We start from the raw sequence: 22,070 nt of genomic DNA, 5'->3' as shown, positions 1-22,070 counted from the left end.
GCTCCGAAAGGCGGAGAATTCGCTTCGCTTGGGGGCGCGGTTCTGGTAGCCGTGCCCGCCATGTCGGAAATCACCCTCCCATCCGTCACCACAGCCAACGGCGACCTCTGGGTGTTCGGCTACGGCTCGCTGATGTGGCGGCCGGGCTTCGAATTCGAGGAGCGCGTCCCGGCGCGGCTGGTCGGCGAGCATCGTGCGCTCTGCGTCTATTCCTTCGTGCATCGCGGCACGCCGGAGAAGCCGGGCCTGGTGCTCGGGCTCGATCGCGGCGGCGCCTGTCGCGGCATCGCGTTCCGCGTCGCCGAAAAGAACCGTGCCGACGTCGTCGCCTATTTGCGCGAACGCGAGCAGGTGACGTCGGTCTACCGCGAGGTGATGCGCTCGGTGTGGCTGGAGAACGATGCGCGGCAGCGCGTCTCCGCACTCGCTTATGTCGTCGACCGCGGCCATGTGCAATATGCCGGCCGGCTGTCGCTCGCCGATCAGCATCGCCACGTGCTCCAGGGGCACGGCCAGTCCGGGGCCAACCGCGACTACGTGACGGCGACGGTGAAGTCGATCGAGGCCGAAGGCTTTCGCGACACGCAACTGCATCAGCTCGCGACGATGCTGCATGGGGAGGCGCATTCCCTGCACGCGCCGGCTCCGAGCGAAGATCGCGAAAGCCGCTAGCTGCCAGTCGGCGCGTAGCTCGGCGCCGAGCCGATCAGCTGCTCCTGCTCCTTGCGGCCCGCTTCGACGAGGCGGTCGGTCGCCTCTTCGATCGCCGTTTGCACGCGGGAGAGATACTCGTCCTTCGGCAGGCCCGGCGGCAGCGGATCGAGAAACTCCACCACCAGCGTGCCGGGATAGCGCATGAAGGTGCGGCGCGGCCAGAACAGGCCGGAATTGAGCGCAATCGGCAGACACGGCACGCCGCAGGACGAATAGATCTGCGCAAAACCGGTCTTGTAGTCGGGGGGCGCGCCCGGCGCGCGGCGCGTGCCTTCCGGAAAGATCACGAGCTGGCGGCCGCTGCGCACCGCGTCGCGCGCCCGCCGCGTCATGTCCAGCAGCGCCTTCACGCCGGCCTTGCGGTCAATCGCGATCATCCCGGTCTTGACCAGGAACTGACCGAACACCGGGATCTGCATGAGCTGACGCTTGAGGATGAAGATCGGGCGGTCGAAGAATCCCGGCAGCACGAAGGTTTCCCAGAACGACTGATGCTTTGCCACGATCACCAGCGGCCCCTGCGGGATCTTCTCCTGCCCGCGGAATTCCACCTTGATGTTGCAGATCACCCGCATCAGGACCAGCGTCGCCTTCGCCCACCATTGCGCGACCGTCAGCATGGCGCGCGGAGGCATTGCAAAGGTCGGCAGCGCCACGATCGCGAGACACACCAGCACGGCGTAGAACAGCACGTTGAACACGAGCGAGCGCAGGAAAATCAAGAACATCGACGATCCGATCAATTGCCGATCAATTGGCCTGTGCAGTGGCGGGCCGCTTCGGCTGCATCCCGGGAGGCTGCTCCGATACTTCGGGCGAAAGGTCAATCCCGAAATCCTCCAGCCGCACCCTGACTTCGGCCGCGATATATTTGACATATTCCGACAGCAGCAGCCGCAAGGTGGACGCCGAGGCCCACCACGGCTCCTCGCGCCATTTGTCGCCGACCACGGCGAACGGGATCAGAATCGTCTCCGGCATCGCGTGCGAGAATTCCACCAGCGCGCGCGGCATGTGATAGTTCGAGGTCACCACGATCAGCGATTTGAATCGGCGCGCCTGCGCCCAGCGCCGCGCCTCCGCCGCGTTGCCGCGGGTCGAGAGCGCGGTGCGGTCGAGGTCGACGCAGCAGGTCATGAAGGACTGGTTCTCCGGCAGGGTCCGCGAGATGTCGCTTGCGGTCGAGGTCGGATGCACCCCGGAAATCAGGAGCCGCCTGCCGTAGCCGGCAGCCAGCAACTCCATCGCATCCGACACCCGCGAGGAGCCGCCGGTCAAGACCACGATGCCGTCCGCCTTGCGGTCCGGCGCGATCTCGGCGCCGCGCAACTGCGACAGGAACGCGATGAAGCCCGCCGCCGCGCCGACGAAGGCGAACGCGATCGTCGACACCACGGCTGCGCGCAGCCAGCCGCGCGGCAATTTCGGCGATCGATCGTCGGTCGGCGAGGTCATGCGATGTCGGTAATCCCTTCCCGGATGATTTTAAAACGTTTTGAGGCGAAGTGGAGTCCGGTTTATTCACCTTCTCCCACAAGGGGGAAGGAAGAAGCACAACCTCAATCCACATCATTCAGCGTCGCGAACAGCGTCTGGCGCGAGGCGACGGCGGTGATGGCGCCGATCAACACCGCCTGCACCGCGAGCACGACATAGCCGGAGGGCCGCAGCGAGAAGGTGCCCAGCAGGGCGGCGAACTGGTCGCCGACGGGCGTCCCCGAAAACCAGCCGGCGATCGACTCGGAGAAGCCGAACACCAGCATGGCGGCGCCGCCGCCGATCACGCCACCCTCCAGGCCCAGCCTGAGGAAATGGCGCAGGAAGCGGTTGGCGATGTAGCGGTCGCCGGCGCCGACGAAATGCAGGACCTCGACGATCGGACGGTTCGCCGCCATGGCGCCGCGGGTCGCGAACGAGACCGAGATGATCGTCGCGATGATGACGAGCGCGAGGATGCCGAGACCGGCGAGCACGGTTGCGTTGGTCATCGAGCGCATGCGCTCGATCCAGGCGCGGTGATCGTCGACACTGGCGCTTGGCGCCACTTGCGTCACGCGGGCGCGCAAGGCGGCGAGATCGAGCGCCGTGCCGGGCTGCACGCGCGCGATGATCATGCGCGGCACCGGCAGATCGTCCATCGACAGTCCGGTGCCGAGCCAGGGCTCGAGCAGCTTGCCGCTCTCGTCCTTGGTGAACGGCTTGACCTCGACGATGCCGGCTTGCGCGCGCATCGCCTCGGTCACCGCGGCGGTGTCGCGCTCGAGGTCGCGCCCGGACTGCGGGCGAACCTGGATGGTGATTTCGCTCGCGACGTCCGACTGCCATTCGGCGGCGGAGGCGCTGACCAGCAGCACCGTGCCCGTGGTCATCGAAGCGAGGAAGGTCATGATGGCGACGACGGCGACCAGCGCGCGGCCGTGGATCGAGGCGCGCGGCACGATCGGCGACATGTTGCGCGCCTTGGCCGGAAGCTGCGGACGCTCCTGTCCGAGATCGACCAGCACGCCGCGCTCGTCGGGCTTACTCATAGACGTGCAGCCGTCCCTGATGCAGCACCAGCCGCCGCGCCTCGTACTGATCCATCAGGCCGATGTCGTGGGTCGCAATGATGACGGCGGTGCCCGATTTGTTGAGCTCGATGAAAAGGCGCAGCAGGCGGCGGCCGAGCGTCGGATCGACGCTGCCGGTCGGCTCGTCCGCGAGCAGAAGCTGCGGCCGCGAGATCACGGCGCGCGCGATCGCCGCACGCTGCTTCTCGCCGCCGGACAGGATCGGCGGCAGCGCGTCCATGCGTTCGCCGAGTCCGACCCAGCGCAAGAGGTCGATGACCTCCTTGCGATAGCTCGACTCGCTGCGGCCCATGACGCGGAACGGCAACGCGACGTTCTCGTAGGTCGTCATGTGGTCGAGCAGGCGGAAATCCTGGAGTACGATGCCGATGCGCTTGCGCAAGTCGGCGATCTCGTCCTTGCCGAGCTGCGAGATGTCGTGGCCGAACAGGTTGACGAGGCCGCGCGTCGGCCGGTGCGACAGGAACAGCAGGCGCAAGAGCGAGGTCTTGCCGGCGCCGGACGGGCCGGTGAGGAACTGGAAGGAGTGCGCCGGGATCTGGAAATTGAGGTCGCGCAGGATCTCCGGCCCCAGGCCGTAACGCAATCCGACATTTTCGAACCGAACCAAGCTCAGCTCCGTTCGAGAGGGGGCGATGGAAGCGACGCGACGCTCCGCCACACGCGATCAACGGTTTTTGCGACCGTTATGGTTTCCGGTTCGTTAACGGTCGCCCTGTAGCATCCAGTACGCCCGGGTCTCCGCGACCTTGGCATCGTCAAGACTCGTTCATGCATCAAGGCTCGTCCATGCATATCGTCTGCCCCCATTGTACGACATCCTACGCCATCAAGCTTGCAAGCCTGGGGGCGAACGGGCGGACAGTCCGCTGCTCCCGGTGCAAGCAGACCTGGGTCGCCTATGCCGAGGATGCCATCGAGGAGGCGTCCGTCCCGGCCATGGCCGCCGCCAGCCAGGCCGACGACCAGTCCGACCTCGCCGAGCAGTGGAACTCCTACGCCAAGGACGACGGCGCCACCGACACGCCTGTCGTCGACAGCCCCTCCATCGCCAGCGACTGGCCGGAGGAGGACGCCAAGGAGACCGAGGACGAGTGGTCGGCGGCGGCCCGGGACGCCGAGGACGAGGTCGACGGCGCGCAGCACCAGTCCTGGTTCCGCGGCCTGTTCAGCCGGCGCGGGGCACGGGTGAGGCGTCAGGCCCCCACCGCGGCGCCGCGAAAGTCCCATTTCGGCCTGCCGACCGCCTGCGCCGCCATGGGCGCACTGGTGCTGGCCCTGATCGTCTGGCGTGGCGACATGGTGCGGCTGCTGCCGCAGACCGCGGCCTTCTACAAGATGGTCGGCCTCGACGTTAACCTGCGCGGGCTGGCCTTCAAGGACGTCAAGCTCTCCAGCGAGACCGTTGACGGTAAGCAGGTGCTGGTGATCGAGGGCGTCATCGTCGGCGAGGGCAAGAAGCCGCTCGATATCCCGCGGCTGCGCTTCGCGGTGCGCGACGCGCAGGGCGCGGAGATCTATGCCTGGAATACGGTGCTGGAGCAGACCGTGCTGCGGCCCGGCGAGCGCGCCTTCTTCCGCTCGCGCCTGGCCTCCCCGCCGCCGGAGGGCCGCAATATCGACGTTCGCTTCTTCAACCGGCGCGACATTGCCGGCGGCAGCGTGTAATCAGGCTCGCAAGGTCCGCACGGGAGGTTGGTCCCAAGGTTGGTCCCATGCCAAAAATCTTGATCGCCGACGACGAGGATTCGATGCGCCAGCTGGTGGCGCGCGCCATCGCCATGGACGGGCACGAGACCGTGACCGCGCAGGACGGCGCCGAGGCGCTGGAGATCCTGACCCGCGAGGACGGCGCATTCGATCTGCTGCTCACCGACATCCAGATGCCGGTCATGGACGGCATCGCGCTGGCGCTCTCCGCCGCACGCGATTTCCCCGACCTGACGATTTTGCTGATGACCGGATTTGCCGACCAGCGCGAGCGCGCCTCGAACCTCAACGCGCTGGTGCATGACGTCGTGACAAAACCGTTCTCGGTCGCCGACATCCGCACGGCGGTGGCGGACGCGCTGGCGGCGAAGAAGAGGTAGCGCGCGCCGCACTTGTAGCACTGCTGTTACGCGATCCTCGTCCCTCATACACGGTGTCGTCCTGGCGAAGGCCAGGATCCATACCGCGAGGTCTATCTTTTAGGAATCGATAGCCGTACCGGACGACGAGTCTTCGCCAAACCACTCCCTGGGGTAATGGGTCCTGGCCTTCGCCAGGACGACATTGGGGAGATAGTCGCGCTATCGCCTCAAAAATCCTTCAGCAGCCGCTCGATATAATCGAGCTCGATCTGCGGACGCGAGGTGTCCCCTAAGCGGCGGCGGAGCTCTTCGAGGATGCGGCGAACGCGCTGGGCGTCGATCTCGCCGGGGATCTTGACCGTGTAGTCGTCGCCGAACTCGCGGCCGTGAAGCGGGCGGCCGAGCGGATCGGTCTGATTGCCGCCGCTCTGCTGGCGGCCGGCCCGGTTGCCGGGACCATCGCCCTGCCCCTCGCCATCGCCCTGCTGCATCGCCTCGGCCATCTTCTGCGCACCCTTGCGCAAGGCGTCGAGAGCCTTGCCCTGCGAGTCCACGGCGCCGTCTGCATTGCCCTCGCCGAGCTTTGAGCCGGCATCGCCCATGGCACCGTCGGCGGTGTCCAGGCTGCCGTCGTCATCGTCACCGTCCTGATCGCCATCCTGACCGGGCTGTCCCTGGTCGCCCTGCTGGCCCTTCTGCCCCTGCTGCCCTTTCTGGCCCTTTTGTCCCTTCTGCGTGAGGCCGCGCTTGGCGAGCTCGTCCTGCAGCTTCTTCAGCCGGTCGCGCAGCGCCTGCTGGTCCTGCTGGAGGTCCGACATCGACTGATCGCCCTGCTGCTTGCCGCGCGAGCGGTCACGCCGGGAGTCCTGGCCCTGCTTGTAGGTCTTGTCGCGCAATTGCTGCTGCTTGCGGATCATGTCGCTGAGCTCGTTGAGCGCCTGCTCCATGTCGCTGTCGCCGGATTGCCCGGGCTGCGCCATCTGGAGATTTTCCATGATCTGCGCCAGCTGCTCGAGCATGCGCTGCGCCGCCTCGCGATTGCCTTCGCGCGCCGCCTTCTCGATCTGCTTCAGAAGATCTTCCAGATCCCGCTGCGTGATAACGGAGCGATCGCGATTGGAGGATTGGTTCCTTTCCGTCGCGCGCTTGTACTCCTCGAGCTTCTGAATGGCATCGGATTGATTGTTCAGGCTGCGCCCGGATTCCTTCTGCCGGAGGTTATCGCCGGCATCCTGCATCGCCTTTTCCGCGCCATCGAGCAGCGCATCGGGATCCTGATCCTGCTGGGCAGCGACGGACGGAAGGCCTCCCAACAGGAAGGCGAGGCAGGCGATCGAGATCGCCTTCAAGACTGGCACGCGCGCTAGCTTCCGCATTTCCGGTCCCGCGTAAACTGATTGGCCCCGTCGTCCCCCGCCTTGGCCCGGTTGCTCGCCGACTTCCGATAGGCCTGAAGTTGCTGACGCAATGCGTCCTGCTGCTGCGCCAGCTCCTCGAGCTGCTCGGGCGTCGCGTGCTGGGTCTTCTGTCGCAGCTCGACGGCCTTGTCGAGGATGAGCTGGACTTCCGCGGGGAACGGCTGCCGGGGTCCCAGCGGATTTTGCTCCGCGCGCCGGGCGAGGTCGCGCACCTTGCCGGCCATGGCCTCGCGGAGCTTTTGCGTCAGCACCCTGATCTCGTCCTCGCCGGCACCGCGCTCCAGCGCCCGCTTGAGCGCGTCCTGCGCCGAGCGCAGCGCGGCGTTGACGCTGCCGGCGACACCGTCGTCCTCGATGGTGACTGCGAACGCCCACATGCTCGCCACGACGTCGCGCATCGCGTCGTCGGTGCGGGCCGCCTCGAGCTGGAGCGCGAGGCTGCGGAGACCGAGATAGCAGCCGGCATCCGGGGTGAACAATTCGGGCGCGATCATCAGCGCGTCGAGCGCGGCATAGACGTCGGAATTCTTGTTGGCGTCGAGCGCGAGGATGCGGCGCTGCTCGATCAGCGCGCGCGCGAGCGAGTTCGTGAACAGCCGCTCGGGCAGGCGCATGTTGAAGGGTTCGCTTCTAGCCTCGTTGCCGGCCTCGTCCTTGGCGGTGAGGGTCAGCGTGACGTCGGCGCCGGCATAGGGGTCCTCGCTGAGGTCCTTCACCGTCTGGCCGACGCCGTTGCGGGTGCGCGCATTCGGCAGCACCAGCGGGAATTGCGGCGGCTGGAACAGCGGCCGTGCGGCCGCCTTGGTATCGGCTTCCTTGGTGGCTTCCTTCGCGCCGTCCTTCGCACCGTCCCTGGCATCGGCGGCGCGCAGGCCAATGTGCGCCTCGGCGCCGGTGACGCCGTAATCGTCCTCGATCTTGTAGGAGAGCTGAAGCGCGCCGCGCGCCTGGCGCTCCGGATCCTTGGCCAGCGCAATCGTCGGCGCGCGGTCCGGCGTTGCCGCAAACGCCCACTGCGGCTGGCCGGAGGGCGCCCGAACATGCGCGGTGCCGTCGCCGGTGATGGCGAAATGCTTCTCGTTGGTGCCCTTGGGCGTGGCTTCAGTGGGGGCGACCTCCTTGAGGCCGCCGGAGACGGCGACATCCAGGCTGCCGCCGGAGGAACGCACGATCAGGGTCGAGCCGGCGGGAACGGCGAGCGGACCGCTGGCGGGCAGCGCCGCGGCCTCCCTGTTGGCGGCCGACAGGATCACAGGCGGCTTGCCGGTGTAGAGCGGCGGCGTGACCCAGGCATCGACGCGAACATTGGTCGGCGCCAGCACGCCGTTCCAGTCGAAGGCCGCCCCGAGCCGCATCGCACGCTCGTCGCCGGCGGCGAAGAAGGTCGCAACCAGCATCACCATGACCAGCGCACGCAGCGCCCAAGGATCATGCAGAGCGAGCCGCGGGCGCGGCAGACCGGCACGGATGCGCTTGAGCGAGGCCAGCGTGCGCTCACGCTGCGCCTGCCACAGCGCCTTCGCAACCGGGTCCTGCGAGGTCAGCGTGTCCGTGAGCGTGGTGGCCGGGCGGTGACGGATGCCGGAGCCGCGATCGAGCCGGCCCAAAGCCTCCTCGCGGCTCGGCCAGCGGAAGCGAACCAGCGGGAACAGGGCGGCAATCGCGATGCCGGCGAAAACGACGAGACCGATGGCGCGGGCAAGGAACGGCAGCGCCAGCCAGAGACCGGCCCAGGACAGCGCCAGGAACAGGCCGACGACGGTCAGAAGCCGCGCCAGATTCGGCCAGGCACGCTCCCACGCGATGGCATATCTCGCCCGATCGAGGGCCTGCGCCAGCTTCAACCGCGACAGAGCGTCGCCATCGCGGATCGGGTCTGACGGGTCAGGGGTGACGCCGTTCAATAAGCTCTCCAGGTTGCCCGGTGGAGAAGAGCGTATCACAACGGCAGCACTGAGGCATCCGTTCCTGTACGGGAGACACCCCTTTTCCCGCATAACACGAGGACGTGACTGGCCCGCCGCAACCCCGTAATTTCCGCGCCGCCATCCAAGGGACATGCAAAGGGAAACGAAGGAAACGCCATGGACAAGAAGATGCACGACAAGGGCCTGGAAGTCCGCAAAGCGGTGCTGGGGGAAGCCTATGTCAACAACGCCCTGAAGAACGTCGACGACTTCAACCGTCCGTTCCAGGAGATGCTCAACGAATATTGCTGGGGCACGGTGTGGGGCCGCGAGGAGCTGCCGCGCAAGACCCGCAGCATGCTCAACATCGCGATGATCGCGATCCTCAACCGCCAGCACGAATTCCGTGCGCATCTAAAGGGCGCGCTCACCAACGGCGTCACCCGCGACGAGATCCGCGAGATCCTGATGCAGGTCGCGATCTACGGCGGCATGCCGGCCGCAGTCGACAGCTTTCGCATCGCGCGCGAGGTGTTCGCGGAGATTGATGGGAAGGCGTGAGGGGGCAGGCTCTCGCCACTGTCGTCCCGGACAAGCGAAGCGGAGCGTAGCGCCGATCCGGGACCCATACCCACAGGCGGATGTGGTTAGCGGGACTCGGAGTGACCGCTTTCGCGCTGCGACTCCTCCCTGGGGCTATGGGTCCCGGATCTGCGCGCGCTTGAGGCGCGCTTGTCCGGGACGACACCGGGGATAGAGCGCGGATTTTCACGACAACAACGAATAATCAACACAAGGAAACACCATGGACATCGGATTCATCGGCCTCGGAAACATGGGTTTCCCGATGGCGCGGCGGCTGATCGAGGCTGGCAACCGGCTCGTCGTGTTCGACACGCGCAAGGAGGTCGTGGACAAGCTCGTGGCGCGCGGTGCGACGCCGGCGACGTCGCCAAAGGACGTTGCCGATCAGGTCGAGACCGTGATGGCGAGCCTGCCCTCGCTGCAGGCTTCGCTCGAAGTTGCAACGGGGACGAACGGCGTGATCGAGGGAAGCCGCGTCAAGCGCTTCATCGATCTGTCCACCGTCGGCTCGACGATGGCTTCGAAGATTCACGGCCTGCTCGCCAAGCGCGACATCGTACAGATCGACTGCCCCGTCTCCGGCGGCGTCGGCGGCGCCGAGAAGGGCACGCTGGCGGTAATGGTGTCGGGGCCGAAGGCGGAGTTCGAGCTGCTCAAGCCGGCGCTCGATGTGATCGGAAAAGTGTTCTTCATCGGCGAGAAGCCGGGTGCCGCGCAGACCATGAAGCTCGCCAACAATTTCCTCTCGGCCACCGCGATCGTGGCGACGTCGGAGGCGGTCGTCATGGGTGTGAAGGCCGGGCTCGATCCCGCCGTGATGATCGACGTCATCAATGCCGGCTCGGGCATGAACACCGCGAGCCGCGACAAGTTTCCGCGCTCGGTGCTGCCGCGCACGTTCGATTTCGGCTTCGCCACGGGGCTGATGGTGAAGGACGTGCGCCTCGCGCTGGAGGAAATGAAGCAGCTCGGCCTGTCGATGGAAGTCGCGGATGCCGTCGGGCGGTTGTGGGAAACCGTCATCAGCGCGGAAGGCGCCGATTCCGATTTCACCGCGGCGATCAAGCCGATCGAGAAGAAGGCGGGGGTCGTGGTTGGGGGGAAGACGGGTGGTTTAGCGGGGAAGTAGTTTTCTCGCGCATCCCCTTTCCAGGTCGTCCTGGACAAGCGAGCGTAGCAAGCGCTGATCCAGGACCCATTACCACAGGGCGAGGTTTGGCGAAGACTCGTGGTTACCAGCCTCCCGCCAAAGTACTCCCTGGGGTAATGGGTCCTGGCTTTTGCCAGGACGACACCGAAATTGTCGAGGTTACGTCGCGTCTCACGATGAGATCACGACACGCCTCACAGCCACGGCGCCGGCGTGTCCATCGCGATCAGTTGCTCGACATCGATGCGCGGGCGCACCACGGCGTACTGGTCGTCCTTCACCAGCACCTCGGGCACCAGCGGCCGCGTGTTGTAGGTGCCGGCCTGCACCGCGCCATAGGCGCCGGCGGTCATGATGGCGAGGAGATCGCCCGCCTTCGGCGTCGGCAGCGTGCGGTCGAGCGCGAGATAGTCGCCGGTCTCGCAGACCGGCCCGACGACATCGGCCACCATCGTGGCCGCGTCCCGGGCCGGCTGCGTTACCGGCAGGATATCGTGATGGGCTTCATACAGCGTCGGGCGGATCAGATCGTTCATCGCAGCGTCGATGATGACGAAATTCTTGCCGTCGCCGTGCTTCACATAGATCACCTTGGCAACCAGGATGCCGGCATTGCCGACGATCATGCGGCCCGGCTCGAACATCAGCGTGCAGCCGAGATTATGGCTGACGCGCTTGACCATGGCGGCATAGGCATCGGGCGCCGGCGGCGCCTCGCGGTCCATGTAATAGGGAATGCCGAGGCCGCCGCCGAAATCGACATGCGAGATGTCGTGACCGTCGGCACGCAGCGTCTGCACGAATTCGGAAAGGATGCGAAACGCCGTCTCCATCTTGGACAGATCGGTGATCTGGCTACCGATATGCACGTCGGTGCCGGTCACCTGGATTCCAGGCAGCTTCGCCGCGCGCGCATAGACCTCGCGGGCATGCGCGATCGGGATGCCGAACTTGTTCTCGGACTTGCCGGTGGAGATCTTGGCATGCGTGCCGGCGTCGACATCGGGATTGACGCGCACGGAAATCCGCGCGGTCTTGCCCATCTCGGTCGCAAGGCGCGACAACAGCTCGAGCTCCGGCTCGGATTCGACGTTGAGGCAGAGGATGTCGGCGGCGAGCGCAGCGCGCAGCTCGTCTTCCGTCTTGCCGACGCCGGAGAACAGGATCTTGCGTGCGGGGATACCCGCGGCCAGAGCACGCTTCAATTCACCGCCGGAGACCACGTCGGCGCCGGCGCCAAGCCTGGCGAGCGTACGCAGCACCGACTGGTTGGAGTTCGCCTTCATGGCGTAGCAGACCAGCACCTTCTCGCCGGCGAAAGCATCGGCGAAGACGCGGTAATGCCGCTCCAGCGTCGCGGTCGAATAGCAATAGAACGGCGTGCCGACGGTTGCGGCCAGCTCGGACAGGTTCACCGCCTCGGCGTGCAGCACGCCGTTGCGGTAGTCGAAATGGTTCATGGCGTTGGCTCAGTTGCCCCAGCCTATTTGCTGGGTTGGTCGTCCAGGAGCGGGTCGAGAATAAACGGTTTCTTCTTGCCCTTGGACGCCGCGGGGGCGGCGTCGGCGGCGGAGCTGGGGTTGAACAGGCTCGGCGTCTTTTGGGCTGCGGTCTCGGTGTCGGTTGGAGCTGCGACGTTGGCCGTGGACGCGCCGGAGGCGGTCGGCGGCAGGTCGAGGGGACCTTTGCGGCCGCAGCCGGCAAGCGCGAGCGCCGTCAGGCTCAAGACAATGATGGCCCACCCCGAGCCGGCCGGGCGAAACTTTGACGTCACGACGAATTCCCCACTACGCGGGGCGCACCATACAGAGATTGGCGCGCTCTGGCGAGAGCCGGATGACCATGAAACATAAGCGAAATTTTGCCCCTCAGCCCAATTTTCGCTCTTTTTCCAGCCGCTTCGCCCAGCTCTTTGCCTGCGACGCCACGTTCTTCGGCGCGGTACCGCCGAAGCTGGTCCGGCTCTTCACCGACGATTCGACCGAGAGCACGCCGAGCACGTCCTTGGTGATCCTGGGCTCGATCGCCTGCATCTCCTTCAGCGGCAGCTCGTGCAGCGCCACGCCGCCCTCGGCGGCCTTGGCCACGATACGGCCGGTGACGTGGTGCGCCTCGCGGAACGGCATCTTCAGCGTCCGCACCAGCCAGTCGGCCAGATCCGTCGCGGTGGCATAGCCCTCGCCGGCGGCGGCCTTCATCTTGGCCTCATCGGGCGCGAGGTCGCGGACCATGCCGGTCATGGCGCGGATGGCGAGCGACAGCGCGGCAAAGCCCTCCATCGCGCCCTGCTTGTCCTCCTGCATGTCCTTTTGGTAGGCGAGCGGCAGGCCCTTCATCACGATCAGGAGACCGTTGAGCGCACCGATGACGCGGCCGGTCTTGGCGCGTACGAGCTCGGCGGCATCCGGGTTGCGCTTCTGCGGCATGATCGAGGAGCCGGTGGTGAACTTGTCGCTGAGGCGGATGAGGCCCACCAGCGGCGAGGTCCAGATCACGATCTCCTCGGCAAAGCGCGACATGTGCACGGCGCAGATGGAAGCCGCCGACAGCGTCTCCAGCACGAAGTCGCGGTCGGAGACCGCGTCGAGCGAGTTCGCCATCGGCCGGTCGAACAGAAGCGCCTTTGCGGTCGCGTGGCGGTCGATCGGGAACGAGGTGCCGGCAAGCGCGGCGGCGCCGAGCGGCGATTCGTTGAGCCGCTTGCGGGCGTCCTGGAAACGGCCGCGGTCGCGCGCGGCCATCTCGACATAGGCGAGCAAATGATGGCCGAAGGTCACGGGCTGCGCTGTCTGCAGATGCGTGAAGCCGGGCATCACGGTGCCGGCATGCTCCAGCGCGCGTTCCACCAGAGCCTGCTGGAACGCGGCGAGCGCGGCATCGGTCTCGTCGAGAACGTCGCGGACATAGAGACGGAAGTCGGTGGCGACCTGGTCGTTGCGCGAGCGCGCGGTGTGCAGCCGGCCGGCGGCGGGGCCGATCAGCTCGGACAGGCGGCTCTCGACATTCATGTGAATGTCCTCGAGCGCGCGCTTGAACGTGAAGCCGCCCTTGCCGATCTCTGACAAAATCGTGTCTAGACCCTTGCCGATATTTTTCGCATCAGAGGCCGTGATGATGCCCTGCGTGGCAAGCATCGCGGCGTGGGCCTTGGACGCGGCAATGTCCTGGGCATAGAGGTGACGATCGACGTCGATGGAGACGTTGATCTCTTCCATGATCTCATCGGGACGTTCCGAGAACCGGCCGCCCCACATCTTGTTGCTCATGATCCCCTGCTCACGCCTTGCTTGTCGCTGGTCACGTTTGCTGGCCGCCGCCAGCCGTATTAAGAGGCCCCTGATAGCCATATCTGCGACCGGATGACAAACGATATGCTCGACACGAAGCCCTCCGCCACGCGCCGGATCCCCCTCGTCATCGCCACCGTGGCGGTCGGCGGACTGGCCGGCTTCGCTGCGTTGTACGGGCTGGGCCTGAGCCGGGCGCCTACCGGCGATCCGGCCTGCCGGGCGGCAGTGGCTACGGCGCAAAAGATCGCCCCGCTCGCCCATGGCGAGGTGGCGGCGCTGACCATGGCGAGCGCGCCCCTGAAGCTGCCCGACCTCGCTTTCGAGGACGCCGACGGCAAGCCGAAGAAGCTGTCCGATTTCCGCGGCAAGACGCTGCTGGTGAACCTCTGGGCCACCTGGTGCGTGCCCTGTCGGAAGGAAATGCCGGCGCTGGACGAGCTCCAGGGCAAGCTTTCGGGCCCGAATTTCGAGGTGGTGGCGATCAATATCGACACCCGCGACCCCGAGAAGCCCAAGACCTTCCTGAAAGAGGCCAATTTGACCCGGCTCGGCTATTTCAACGACCAGAAAGCCAAGGTTTTCCAGGATCTTAAGGCCATAGGCCGGGCGCTCGGCATGCCGACCTCGGTGCTGGTCGACCCGCAGGGCTGCGAGATCGCGACGATCGCGGGACCGGCGGAATGGGCGAGCGAGGACGCGCTCAAGCTGATCCGGGCTGCGACGGGCAAGGCCGCCGCGGCGCTTTAAGGGTTTCAGGCCGTAACGTTGAGATTGCCGCCGACGCCGGGGCCGACATTGGCGAGCGAGGGTTGACCGGCGCCCATCAGCGTCAGGATGGTGGATTTCTCCATATCCATGTTCTGCTTGGTCAGCGTCGCCGCGATATTCGACTGCAACGCGCCTTGCTGAGCGGCCAGCATGGTGCTGACCATTGCCATCATGTCCATTACGCGAACCCTCGTACCGGCCGTAACCTAGGCGCGAGGGGTTAACGCGACATGAATTGTCACGGAGCCGTAGGGTGGGCAAAGCAAAGCGTGCCCACCAATTAGCATCCTAGTTGCGGAGACACGGTGGGCACGGCGCTTTGCGCCTTTTCCCACCCTACGACGTCAGCGCGTCGGAACCGGCTTGGCGCCGCGATAATCGTAGAAGCCGCGCTGGGTCTTGCGGCCGAGCCAGCCGGCCTCGACGTATTTCACCAATAGCGGGCACGGACGGTACTTGGAGTCGGCGAGGCCCTCGTGCAGCACCTGCATGATCGACAGGCAGGTATCGAGGCCGATGAAATCGGCAAGCTCGAGCGGACCCATCGGATGGTGCGCCCCGAGCTTCATCGCCGCGTCGATCGCCTCGACGTTGCCGACACCTTCGTACAGCGTGTAGATCGCCTCGTTGATCATCGGCAGCAGGATGCGGTTGACGATGAAGGCCGGGAAATCCTCGGAGACCGCGACCTGCTTGCCGAGCTTGGCGACGAATTCCTTGGACGCCTCGAAGGTCGCATCGTCGGTGGCGATGCCGCGGATCAGCTCCACCAGCTCCATCAGCGGCACCGGATTCATGAAGTGGATGCCGATGAAGCGCTCGGGCCGGTCGGTGGCGGCGGCAAGGCGCGTGATCGAGATCGAGGACGTATCCGAGGCGACGATCGCCTCGGGCTTCAACACGGCGCAGAGCTCGTGGAAGATCTTGCGCTTGACCTCTTCCTTCTCGACCGCGGTCTCGATCACGAGATCGCAGTCGGCGAGATCGTCGAGCTTCTCGGCGGCCACGATGCGCGACAGCGCCTTGGTCTTGGCCTCCTCGGTGACGACCTTCTTGGAGACCTGGCGGGCCAGATTGCCGTTGATGGTGGCCATGCCCGACTTGAGGCGATCGGCCGAAACGTCGTTGAGCACCACGTCGAAGCCAGCCAGCGCCGCAACATGCGCGATGCCATTGCCCATCTGCCCCGCGCCGATCACGCCGACCTTCTTGATCACTGCCGCCATAATGTCATCCACCGGAACGGCGCGCATATCGCGCCTGCCTATCCCCCAAGCCGGGAGGTCTGATTGATCAGAGCCTTGATTTAATCAGAACCTTGGCTCGAAACCTAGATTGGATCGCTCCCCCGGCGTGCCCCACGCCAAAGAAAACGCCTCAAAAATGAAACACCGGCCGGAGTGTATACCTCCGGCCGGTGTTTTGAACGGCTTTTACTTGCCGAGCTTGCCGAGTTCGGCCGTCAGCTCCGGAACCGCCTGGTAGAGGTCGGCGACCAGGCCGTAATCGGCGACCTGGAAGATCGGCGCGTCCTCGTCCTTGTTGATCGCCACGATCACCTTGGAGTCCTTCATGCCGGCCAGATGCTGGATCGCCCCGGAAATGCCCACCGCGACATAGAGCTCGGGGGCCACGACCTTGCCGGTCTGGCCAACCTGCCAGTCGTTCGGCGCATAGCCGGCGTCCACCGCCGCGCGCGAGGCACCGACACCGGCGCCGAGCTTGTCGGCGAGGGGCTCGATGTATTTGGCGAAATTCTCGCGGCTCTGCATGGCACGGCCGCCGGAGACGATGATCTTCGCCGAGGTCAGCTCGGGACGGTCGCTCTTGGCGACCTCCTCGCCAACGAACGACGACAGGCCCGGATCGGCCGCAGCCTGAACGCTCTCGACCGGCGCGCTGCCGCCCTCGCCCGCTGCGGCGAAGGTGGAGGTCCGCACCGTGATGACCTTCTTGGCGTCCTTCGACTTCACCGTCTGGATGGCGTTGCCGGCATAGATCGGACGCTCGTAGGTATCGGGGGCGACCACCTTGATGATCTCCGAGACCTGCATGACGTCGAGCAGGGCTGCGACGCGCGGCATCACGTTCTTGAAGCGCGAGGTCGCGGGCGCGACGATCGCGTCATAGGACGGGGCCAGCGAGACGATCAGCGCGGCCAGCGGCTCGGCAAGATCGTGCGCGTAAAGCGCGCCATCGGCGAGCAGCACCTTCTTCACGCCCGCGAGCTTGGCGGCGGCATCCGCCGCGGCCTTGGCACCCTCGCCGGCCACCAGCACCTCGACGTCCGCGCCGAGCGCGGCGGCCGCGGTCAGGGCCTTGTTGGTCGCATCCTTCAACGACGCGTTGTCGTGTTCGGCAATCAGAAGCGTCGTCATCAGAGCACCCCGGCTTCGTTCTTGAGTTTCGACACCAGCTCGGCGACGTCCTTGACCTTGACGCCGGCCTTGCGGCCCGCCGGCTCGGTCGTCTTGAGAACCTCGAGGCGCGCGGTGACGTCGACGCCGTAATCGGCGACGGTCTTCTCCGCGATCGGCTTCTTCTTCGCCTTCATGATGTTGGGCAGCGAGGCGTAGCGCGGCTCGTTGAGACGCAGGTCGGTGGTGACGATCGCCGGTCCCTTCAGCTTCACGGTTTGCAGACCGCCGTCGACTTCACGGGTGACCTTGAAGTCGCTTCCTTCGACCTCGAGCTTCGAGGCGAACGTCGCCTGCGACCAGCCGAGCAGCGCGGCCAGCATCTGGCCGGTCTGGTTGCTGTCGTCGTCGATCGCCTGCTTGCCGAGGATGATCAGGCCCGGCTGCTCTTCCTCAGCGACCTTCTTCAGGATCTTGGCGACGGCGAGCGGCTCGACGGTGCCCTCGGCCTTCACCAGGATGCCGCGATCGGCGCCCATGGCAAGACCGGTGCGGATCGTCTCCGACGCCTGCGCCGGTCCAATGGAAACCACCACGACCTCGGTGGCCTTGCCACCTTCCTTCAGGCGCAGCGCTTCCTCGACCGCGATTTCGTCGAACGGGTTCATCGACATCTTGACGTTGGCGAGTTCAACGCCCGATCCATCGCCCTTGACGCGGACCTTGACGTTGTAATCGACCACCCGCTTTACCGGCACTAAGACCTTCATCGATCCTCTTTCACTCAATTTGGGAGGGGGGTTATCAACTGGCGCGGAACCTAAAGGCCTGACCCGGCCCGGTCAACGCGCGAAGGGGCCAAATTTTAGACCTTAGAAATGCGCCGCTCCAATGGGTCAGCGGTTCTGGCCTGGAACCCAGAGCACGTCGCCGGCGCCGTTATGGTTGGCGGCGCGGCTGGCCACGAACAGGAAGTCCGACAGGCGATTCATATACTGGATACCAGCAGCGCCGACCGGCTCGCCCGGCTGGGCAGCCAGTTCCACCATCACGCGTTCCGCCCTGCGGCATATCGTGCGTGCGACATGGAGGTAGGCGGCAGCGGGCGTTCCCCCCGGCAGCACGAAGGAAGTGAGCGGCGCGAGCTTGTCGTTGAGCGCGTCGATGTCGTGCTCGAGCCGCTCGACCTGGCTTGCCACCACCCGCAGCCGTTCCACCTTGCCCTCACGCTCGGGCACGGCGAGGTCGGCACCGAGATCGAACAGGTCGTTCTGGATGCGGCCGAGCATCGCATCGAACTCGGGCGCATCATGGGTATGGAGACGCACGACGCCGATCGCGGCATTGGTCTCGTCCACCGTGCCATAGGCCTCGATGCGCAAATCATACTTCGGACGGCGTTCGCCCGAGCCGAGCGCTGTCGTGCCGTCGTCACCAGTCTTCGTATAGATGCGATTCAGCACAACCATGTTCAACGCCCCATCGCCCAGACCGCGATCATGGCAATGACAATCGCCACGAACTGCAGCAGCACGCGCCAGCGCATCAGCTTCTGCGAGGTGTTGGGCGAGCCGCCGCGCATCATGTTGACGAGACCGAGCAGCAGCACCAACGCCACGGCACCGGCTGCCGCCGGCAGGATGAAAGTACTCAGGATAAATGCCATCGGGGGTAGATAACACCGTGCGCGCCGGTCCGCTATCTCCCCCCACCCGTCATTCCGGGGCGCGCCAACGGGTCCGCAACGCGGCCCGGTGGCGCGAGCCCGGAATCCATCAAGCTGCGTCACGCGCGGCGAAATGGATTCCGGGCTCGATGCTCCGGGTCGTGCTTTGCGCGGTCCCGTCACATCGCCCCGGAATGACGACTGGGTTGGTCGCCGATCTGGCTTTTAAGCCAATAATATCAGAAGCTAGCTGGATGATTTCTGATCTGCATAGGTCGCCTGTCTTCTTTGCCTCTCCCGGCAAGCGGGGAGATGGTATGCGCCGGGGCAAGCCGTGAAAGCCATCCGCTACATCTACGTCGTCGTGATGGATGCGTTCTACACGTTCCTGGCCGACGACGGCTGGGCGATCGCGAGCCACATCGCGCTGTCGACATTGATGGCGCTGTTCCCGTTCCTGATCGTGCTGACCTCGCTCGCCGGCTTCTTCGGTTCCAAGGAGCTCGCCGACCAGGCCGCCAGCCTGATGCTCGAGGTCTGGCCCAAGCAGGTCGCCGACAGCCTTTCCGGCGAGATCCACGACGTGCTGACCACGACCCGCACCGGCGTGCTGACCATCGGCGCGGCGCTGTCGGTCTATTTCGCCTCGAACGGAGTCGAGGCGCTCCGCGTCGCGCTCAACCGCGCCTATGCGGTGGTGGAGATGCGGCGCTGGTATTGGCTGCGGCTGGAGTCGATCGGCTATACGCTGGTTGCGGCCTTCACCGCGCTTGCCATGGCGTTCCTGATCGTGCTCGGCCCACTCATCATCGAGGCGACGCGACGCCACATCCCGCTGTTCGTCGAGTCCAACGAGAGCATCCTCACCTGGCTGCGCTACGGCATCACCATCGGCGCGCTGGTGGTGGCGCTGATCATCCTGCATGCGTGGGTGCCGGCGGGGCGGCGCAGCTTCCTCCAGATCCTGCCCGGCATCGTCTTCACCATGGTGGCGTCGCTGATCTCGGGCATCGTGTTCGGGCAATATCTGGCGCGCTTCGCCAACAATTACGTGACGATGTATGCGGGGCTGGCCTCGGTGATCATCGCGCTGGTGTTTCTGTATTTCATCGCCGCGATCTTCGTCTACGGCGGCGAGCTCAACGCCGCGATCATCAAGTCGCGGCTACCTCACGGCGTGTCGCTTCAAGCAGCGCAGTCGCTAAAGCACGCGGAGACACGGGCTTGACCAGGAAGGCGTCGGCGCCCGCCTCGCGCGAGGCCGCCTCGTCCTCGCCGCGCCCGGAGACGCCGATGATGGGTATTTGAGCGAGCGGCGCCGGCATGGTGCGGATCCGCCGGATGGCCTCGACGCCGTCGATGCCCGGCAGCACCATGTCCATCAGCACCGCGTCGAAGGCCCCCTGTGCCAGCCGGTTCACCGCGTCCTCGCCGCGCCCGATGAACTCGGCATGATGGCCGAGCTCGGTCAAAATGGTGTTGAGCACGACGCGACCGAACGGATTGTCCTCGACGCTGAGCACGCGCAGCGCGGCCGCCGCATCGGCCTCGGCTTCGCCCTTCGCCTTGCGGGACCTGGCCGGTCCCGCCGCGTCCAGCGTCACGGTCAATGTGAAGGTGGCGCCGCCGCCGCGCCGCGGTGCGACCGAGATGTCGCCACCCATCCCGCGCGCCAACTGCTTCACCGAGGATAGCCCCAAGCCCGCGCCGCCGAAGCGCGAGGCGATGGTGACATTGGCCTGGGTGAACGGGCGGAACAGCCGCTTGATCTCGGCCATGGTCAGGCCGATGCCGCTGTCGGACACCGCGAAGGCGACGCCGACCCTGCCCTTCATCTTGTCGTTTTTCTTGCCTTTGGCTGGACGCCAAGGCGCGACCACGAGCGCCACGCCGCCCTGGTCGGTGAACTTCACCGCATTGTCGATGAGGTTCTCGAGTGCAGCGCGCAGGCGGACGGGATCGCCGACCACCAGCCCTGGCAGCTTTTCGGAGAGCTCGACCTGGGCCTGGAGGCCCTTGGCCGCGGCGCGCCCGGCGAGCGAATCGCCGGCGCTGCGGGCCAGCGCCCGCAGGTCGAACAGATCCTGCCGCAGCGCGCCGCCACCCTTCCCGGCCCCCTTGCCGGTTCGGGCGGCGTCCACGAACAGGGTGGCGAGGCTCGCCAGATGCTCGGCACCGGCCTTGATGGTGTCAGCCCAGCGCCGCTCCCGCTCCCCGAGATCCGAGGTCGCGAGCAGGTCGCTGATCGCGAGAATGCCGGTCAGGGGCGTGCGGACCTCATGGGCAAAGGCGGCAAGCGCCGCCTGGACCACGTCCGGCGCGACCACTTTGGTGGTGCGCTTGCGCACCTTTCCGGCCGCCCCGGACCGCTTCCGAGGCAATCGCCTGGACGTCCGCGTAGTGCGCGCTGGGCGCGTTTTCGCCGCCATAATTCCCCTTCGAAGTATCCCCTTCGAACCCCCGGGCCGTCAGTCGAGCATGGCACGGCGGAACCCCTGGAGTCACGGCGGTGTTTGGCTAAACCCCAGAGAAACTTCACCTAATCCCACCAGAGCGCGGATGCCGACGGGCGATGCACCGGCGTCGCGTAACTCCCGCAAGCCGGTCGAGCGGCTCGATTTCGACAGCTTCCGCCCGGCTTCATCCCGAATCAGGGCGTGGTGGCGGTAGGCGGGTTCCGGCAGGCCAAGCAGGGTTTGCAGCAGGCGGTGGACGGAGGTGGCGTGAAACAGGTCCTGGCCGCGCACCACCTCGCTGATCCCCTGGAGGCCGTCGTCGACGACCACGGACAAATGGTAGCTGGTCGGCGTCTCCTTGCGAGCCAGGATCACGTCTCCCCAGGCCTCCGGCCGCGCGGGAACGACGCCCCTCTCGCCCTCCGGCCCCTCGCCGAGCTCATTCCAGGCCAGACTGGCAACGCGCCGGCAGGCGGCCGCCATGTCGAGCCGGAGCGCATAGGGCGCGCCGGATGCGATCAACCGCGCCTGCTCGCCGGCGGACAGCGACTTGGCGTCTCCGGGATACAGCGGCGCGCCGTCGGGATCGCGCGGCCACGGCCCATCGGCCTCGCGCGCGGCCACAAGTCTTGCGATCTCGGCGCGGCTTTCGAAGGCGGGATAGACGAGGCCGAGCGCAGAGAGCTTTTCCAGCGCGGCGCGGTAATCGGAAAGATGCTCCGACTGCCGGCGCACCGGTGTTTCCCAGGCAATGCCGAGCCAGGCGAGATCCTCGTAGATCGCCGCCTCGAACTCAGGCCGGCAGCGCGTCGCATCGATGTCCTCGATCCGCAGCAACAGCCGCCCGCCGGCCTCCCGCGCGCGGTCGAAGTTGAGCAACGCCGAATAGGCGTGGCCGAGATGCAGGAAGCCGTTCGGGCTCGGAGCAAATCGGAAAACGGGTGGCGACATATGACAGGATCTCGTGATGGCCGGGCTTGACCCGGCCATCCATCTTCCATGACTCTGTTACGATGGGAGATGGATGCGCGGGTCCCGCCTACGCCGAAGGCATCAACGGGCTTTTCGGTATTGGGCCAGCGCAGCTTTAGCAGAGACGGCAAGCCCGCGCATGACG

At 66.0% G+C, this 22,070-nt stretch carries 24 protein-coding genes; 7 read left to right on the top strand and 17 right to left on the bottom strand.

The features are described from left to right. The first annotated feature begins 60 nt into the window (after positions 1-60). The gene (locus tag ACVWW6_RS14400) at positions 61-672 is read left to right on the top strand and encodes a gamma-glutamylcyclotransferase (RefSeq protein WP_456680914.1); all 612 of its coding nucleotides are present in this window, start codon (positions 61-63) and stop codon (positions 670-672) included. On the opposite strand, the gene ACVWW6_RS14395 is transcribed toward ACVWW6_RS14400, so the two are convergent. From ACVWW6_RS14395 to ftsE, 4 genes are all read right to left on the bottom strand, one after another. Beyond that, the gene (locus tag ACVWW6_RS14395; protein WP_304550817.1) at positions 669-1,442 is read right to left on the bottom strand and encodes a lysophospholipid acyltransferase family protein; all 774 of its coding nucleotides are present in this window, start codon (positions 1,440-1,442) and stop codon (positions 669-671) included. The genes ACVWW6_RS14400 and ACVWW6_RS14395 overlap by 4 nt on opposite strands. A gap of 22 nt (positions 1,443-1,464) precedes the next feature. After that, positions 1,465-2,169 (bottom strand): YdcF family protein, encoded by a 705-nt coding sequence (locus ACVWW6_RS14390; protein WP_011084209.1) that lies wholly within the window; start codon positions 2,167-2,169, stop codon positions 1,465-1,467. Between the two features lie 104 nt (positions 2,170-2,273). Continuing rightward, positions 2,274-3,242 (bottom strand): cell division protein FtsX, encoded by a 969-nt coding sequence (locus ACVWW6_RS14385; RefSeq protein ID WP_011084208.1) that lies wholly within the window; start codon positions 3,240-3,242, stop codon positions 2,274-2,276. Next, the gene (gene ftsE, locus ACVWW6_RS14380; RefSeq protein WP_027544305.1) at positions 3,235-3,894 is read right to left on the bottom strand and encodes a cell division ATP-binding protein FtsE; all 660 of its coding nucleotides are present in this window, start codon (positions 3,892-3,894) and stop codon (positions 3,235-3,237) included. Before ftsE ends, ACVWW6_RS14385 begins: the two co-directional genes overlap by 8 nt. Before the next feature lie 179 nt (positions 3,895-4,073). Between ftsE and ACVWW6_RS14375 the strand changes: the two genes are divergently transcribed. Both ACVWW6_RS14375 and ACVWW6_RS14370 read left to right on the top strand, forming a co-directional pair. Continuing rightward, the gene (locus ACVWW6_RS14375) at positions 4,074-4,952 is read left to right on the top strand and encodes an MJ0042-type zinc finger domain-containing protein (protein WP_038965355.1); all 879 of its coding nucleotides are present in this window, start codon (positions 4,074-4,076) and stop codon (positions 4,950-4,952) included. Between the two features lie 47 nt (positions 4,953-4,999). Further along, positions 5,000-5,374: a response regulator gene (locus tag ACVWW6_RS14370; protein ID WP_011084205.1), complete on the top strand. Its 375-nt coding sequence runs from the start codon at positions 5,000-5,002 to the stop codon at positions 5,372-5,374. Positions 5,375-5,583: 209 nt separating this feature from the next. Here ACVWW6_RS14370 and ACVWW6_RS14365 read toward each other — a convergent pair whose 3' ends face one another. Next, positions 5,584-6,732 (bottom strand): DUF4175 family protein, encoded by a 1,149-nt coding sequence (locus ACVWW6_RS14365; protein WP_161536646.1) that lies wholly within the window; start codon positions 6,730-6,732, stop codon positions 5,584-5,586. After that, positions 6,720-8,678 carry a TIGR02302 family protein gene (locus ACVWW6_RS14360; protein ID WP_456680913.1) on the bottom strand — a complete coding sequence of 653 codons (1,959 nt, stop codon included), beginning with the start codon at positions 8,676-8,678 and terminating at the stop codon, positions 6,720-6,722. Before ACVWW6_RS14360 ends, ACVWW6_RS14365 begins: the two co-directional genes overlap by 13 nt. 180 nt (positions 8,679-8,858) lie before the next feature. Here ACVWW6_RS14360 and ACVWW6_RS14355 point away from each other — a divergent pair, with 180 nt between their 5' ends. Together ACVWW6_RS14355 and ACVWW6_RS14350 are read left to right on the top strand one after the other, a co-directional pair. Further along, entirely contained in the window at positions 8,859-9,242 is a 384-nt protein-coding gene (locus ACVWW6_RS14355; RefSeq protein ID WP_008567285.1) for a carboxymuconolactone decarboxylase family protein, read from the top strand. Between the two features lie 244 nt (positions 9,243-9,486). Then, entirely contained in the window at positions 9,487-10,395 is a 909-nt protein-coding gene (locus tag ACVWW6_RS14350; protein WP_028173543.1) for an NAD(P)-dependent oxidoreductase, read from the top strand. Between the two features lie 215 nt (positions 10,396-10,610). On the opposite strand, the gene lysA is transcribed toward ACVWW6_RS14350, so the two are convergent. The 3 genes from lysA to argH all read right to left on the bottom strand — a co-directional run bounded on the left by lysA (position 10,611) and on the right by argH (position 13,682). Then, the gene (gene lysA, locus ACVWW6_RS14345; protein WP_011084201.1) at positions 10,611-11,876 is read right to left on the bottom strand and encodes a diaminopimelate decarboxylase; all 1,266 of its coding nucleotides are present in this window, start codon (positions 11,874-11,876) and stop codon (positions 10,611-10,613) included. Positions 11,877-11,899: 23 nt separating this feature from the next. Beyond that, on the bottom strand, positions 11,900-12,190 hold the full coding sequence (lptM, locus tag ACVWW6_RS14340) for an LPS translocon maturation chaperone LptM (RefSeq protein WP_011084200.1): 291 nt from the start codon (positions 12,188-12,190) through the stop codon (positions 11,900-11,902). 94 nt (positions 12,191-12,284) lie between these two features. Next, positions 12,285-13,682, bottom strand: a complete 1,398-nt coding sequence (gene argH / locus ACVWW6_RS14335) for an argininosuccinate lyase (protein WP_060910114.1) — start codon at positions 13,680-13,682, stop codon at positions 12,285-12,287. A gap of 105 nt (positions 13,683-13,787) precedes the next feature. Here argH and tlpA point away from each other — a divergent pair, with 105 nt between their 5' ends. After that, positions 13,788-14,453: a thiol:disulfide interchange protein TlpA gene (gene tlpA / locus ACVWW6_RS14330; protein ID WP_011084198.1), complete on the top strand. Its 666-nt coding sequence runs from the start codon at positions 13,788-13,790 to the stop codon at positions 14,451-14,453. Positions 14,454-14,458: 5 nt separating this feature from the next. On the opposite strand, the gene ACVWW6_RS14325 is transcribed toward tlpA, so the two are convergent. The 6 genes from ACVWW6_RS14325 to ACVWW6_RS14300 all read right to left on the bottom strand — a co-directional run bounded on the left by ACVWW6_RS14325 (position 14,459) and on the right by ACVWW6_RS14300 (position 18,497). Further along, the gene (locus tag ACVWW6_RS14325) at positions 14,459-14,653 is read right to left on the bottom strand and encodes a hypothetical protein (RefSeq protein ID WP_038965352.1); all 195 of its coding nucleotides are present in this window, start codon (positions 14,651-14,653) and stop codon (positions 14,459-14,461) included. A gap of 165 nt (positions 14,654-14,818) precedes the next feature. Then, positions 14,819-15,700, bottom strand: coding sequence for a 3-hydroxybutyryl-CoA dehydrogenase (locus ACVWW6_RS14320; RefSeq protein ID WP_011084197.1), 882 nt, complete (start codon positions 15,698-15,700; stop codon positions 14,819-14,821). Between the two features lie 207 nt (positions 15,701-15,907). Then, positions 15,908-16,852 carry an electron transfer flavoprotein subunit alpha/FixB family protein gene (locus ACVWW6_RS14315; protein WP_011084196.1) on the bottom strand — a complete coding sequence of 315 codons (945 nt, stop codon included), beginning with the start codon at positions 16,850-16,852 and terminating at the stop codon, positions 15,908-15,910. After that, positions 16,852-17,601, bottom strand: coding sequence for an electron transfer flavoprotein subunit beta/FixA family protein (locus ACVWW6_RS14310; RefSeq protein ID WP_011084195.1), 750 nt, complete (start codon positions 17,599-17,601; stop codon positions 16,852-16,854). Before ACVWW6_RS14310 ends, ACVWW6_RS14315 begins: the two co-directional genes overlap by 1 nt. Positions 17,602-17,727: 126 nt before the next feature. Beyond that, positions 17,728-18,300, bottom strand: a complete 573-nt coding sequence (locus ACVWW6_RS14305) for a cob(I)yrinic acid a,c-diamide adenosyltransferase (protein WP_011084194.1) — start codon at positions 18,298-18,300, stop codon at positions 17,728-17,730. Between the two features lie 2 nt (positions 18,301-18,302). Continuing rightward, the gene (locus ACVWW6_RS14300) at positions 18,303-18,497 is read right to left on the bottom strand and encodes a twin transmembrane helix small protein (protein ID WP_028173548.1); all 195 of its coding nucleotides are present in this window, start codon (positions 18,495-18,497) and stop codon (positions 18,303-18,305) included. 334 nt (positions 18,498-18,831) lie between these two features. Between ACVWW6_RS14300 and ACVWW6_RS14295 the strand changes: the two genes are divergently transcribed. Then, the gene (locus tag ACVWW6_RS14295; protein ID WP_011084192.1) at positions 18,832-19,725 is read left to right on the top strand and encodes a YihY/virulence factor BrkB family protein; all 894 of its coding nucleotides are present in this window, start codon (positions 18,832-18,834) and stop codon (positions 19,723-19,725) included. Here ACVWW6_RS14295 and ACVWW6_RS14290 read toward each other — a convergent pair. Then, positions 19,652-20,926: an ATP-binding protein gene (locus tag ACVWW6_RS14290; protein WP_028173549.1), complete on the bottom strand. Its 1,275-nt coding sequence runs from the start codon at positions 20,924-20,926 to the stop codon at positions 19,652-19,654. The two genes, ACVWW6_RS14295 and ACVWW6_RS14290, sit on opposite strands and share 74 nt — an antisense overlap. A gap of 72 nt (positions 20,927-20,998) precedes the next feature. Next, positions 20,999-21,904, bottom strand: a complete 906-nt coding sequence (gene gluQRS / locus ACVWW6_RS14285; protein ID WP_028173550.1) for a tRNA glutamyl-Q(34) synthetase GluQRS — start codon at positions 21,902-21,904, stop codon at positions 20,999-21,001. Positions 21,905-22,070 lie beyond the last annotated feature (166 nt).

The organism is Bradyrhizobium sp. USDA 3311 (assembly GCF_054062495.1).
The sequence above is the reverse complement of the archived record's forward strand: the minus strand, read 5'-3'. Positions and strand labels throughout refer to the sequence as shown.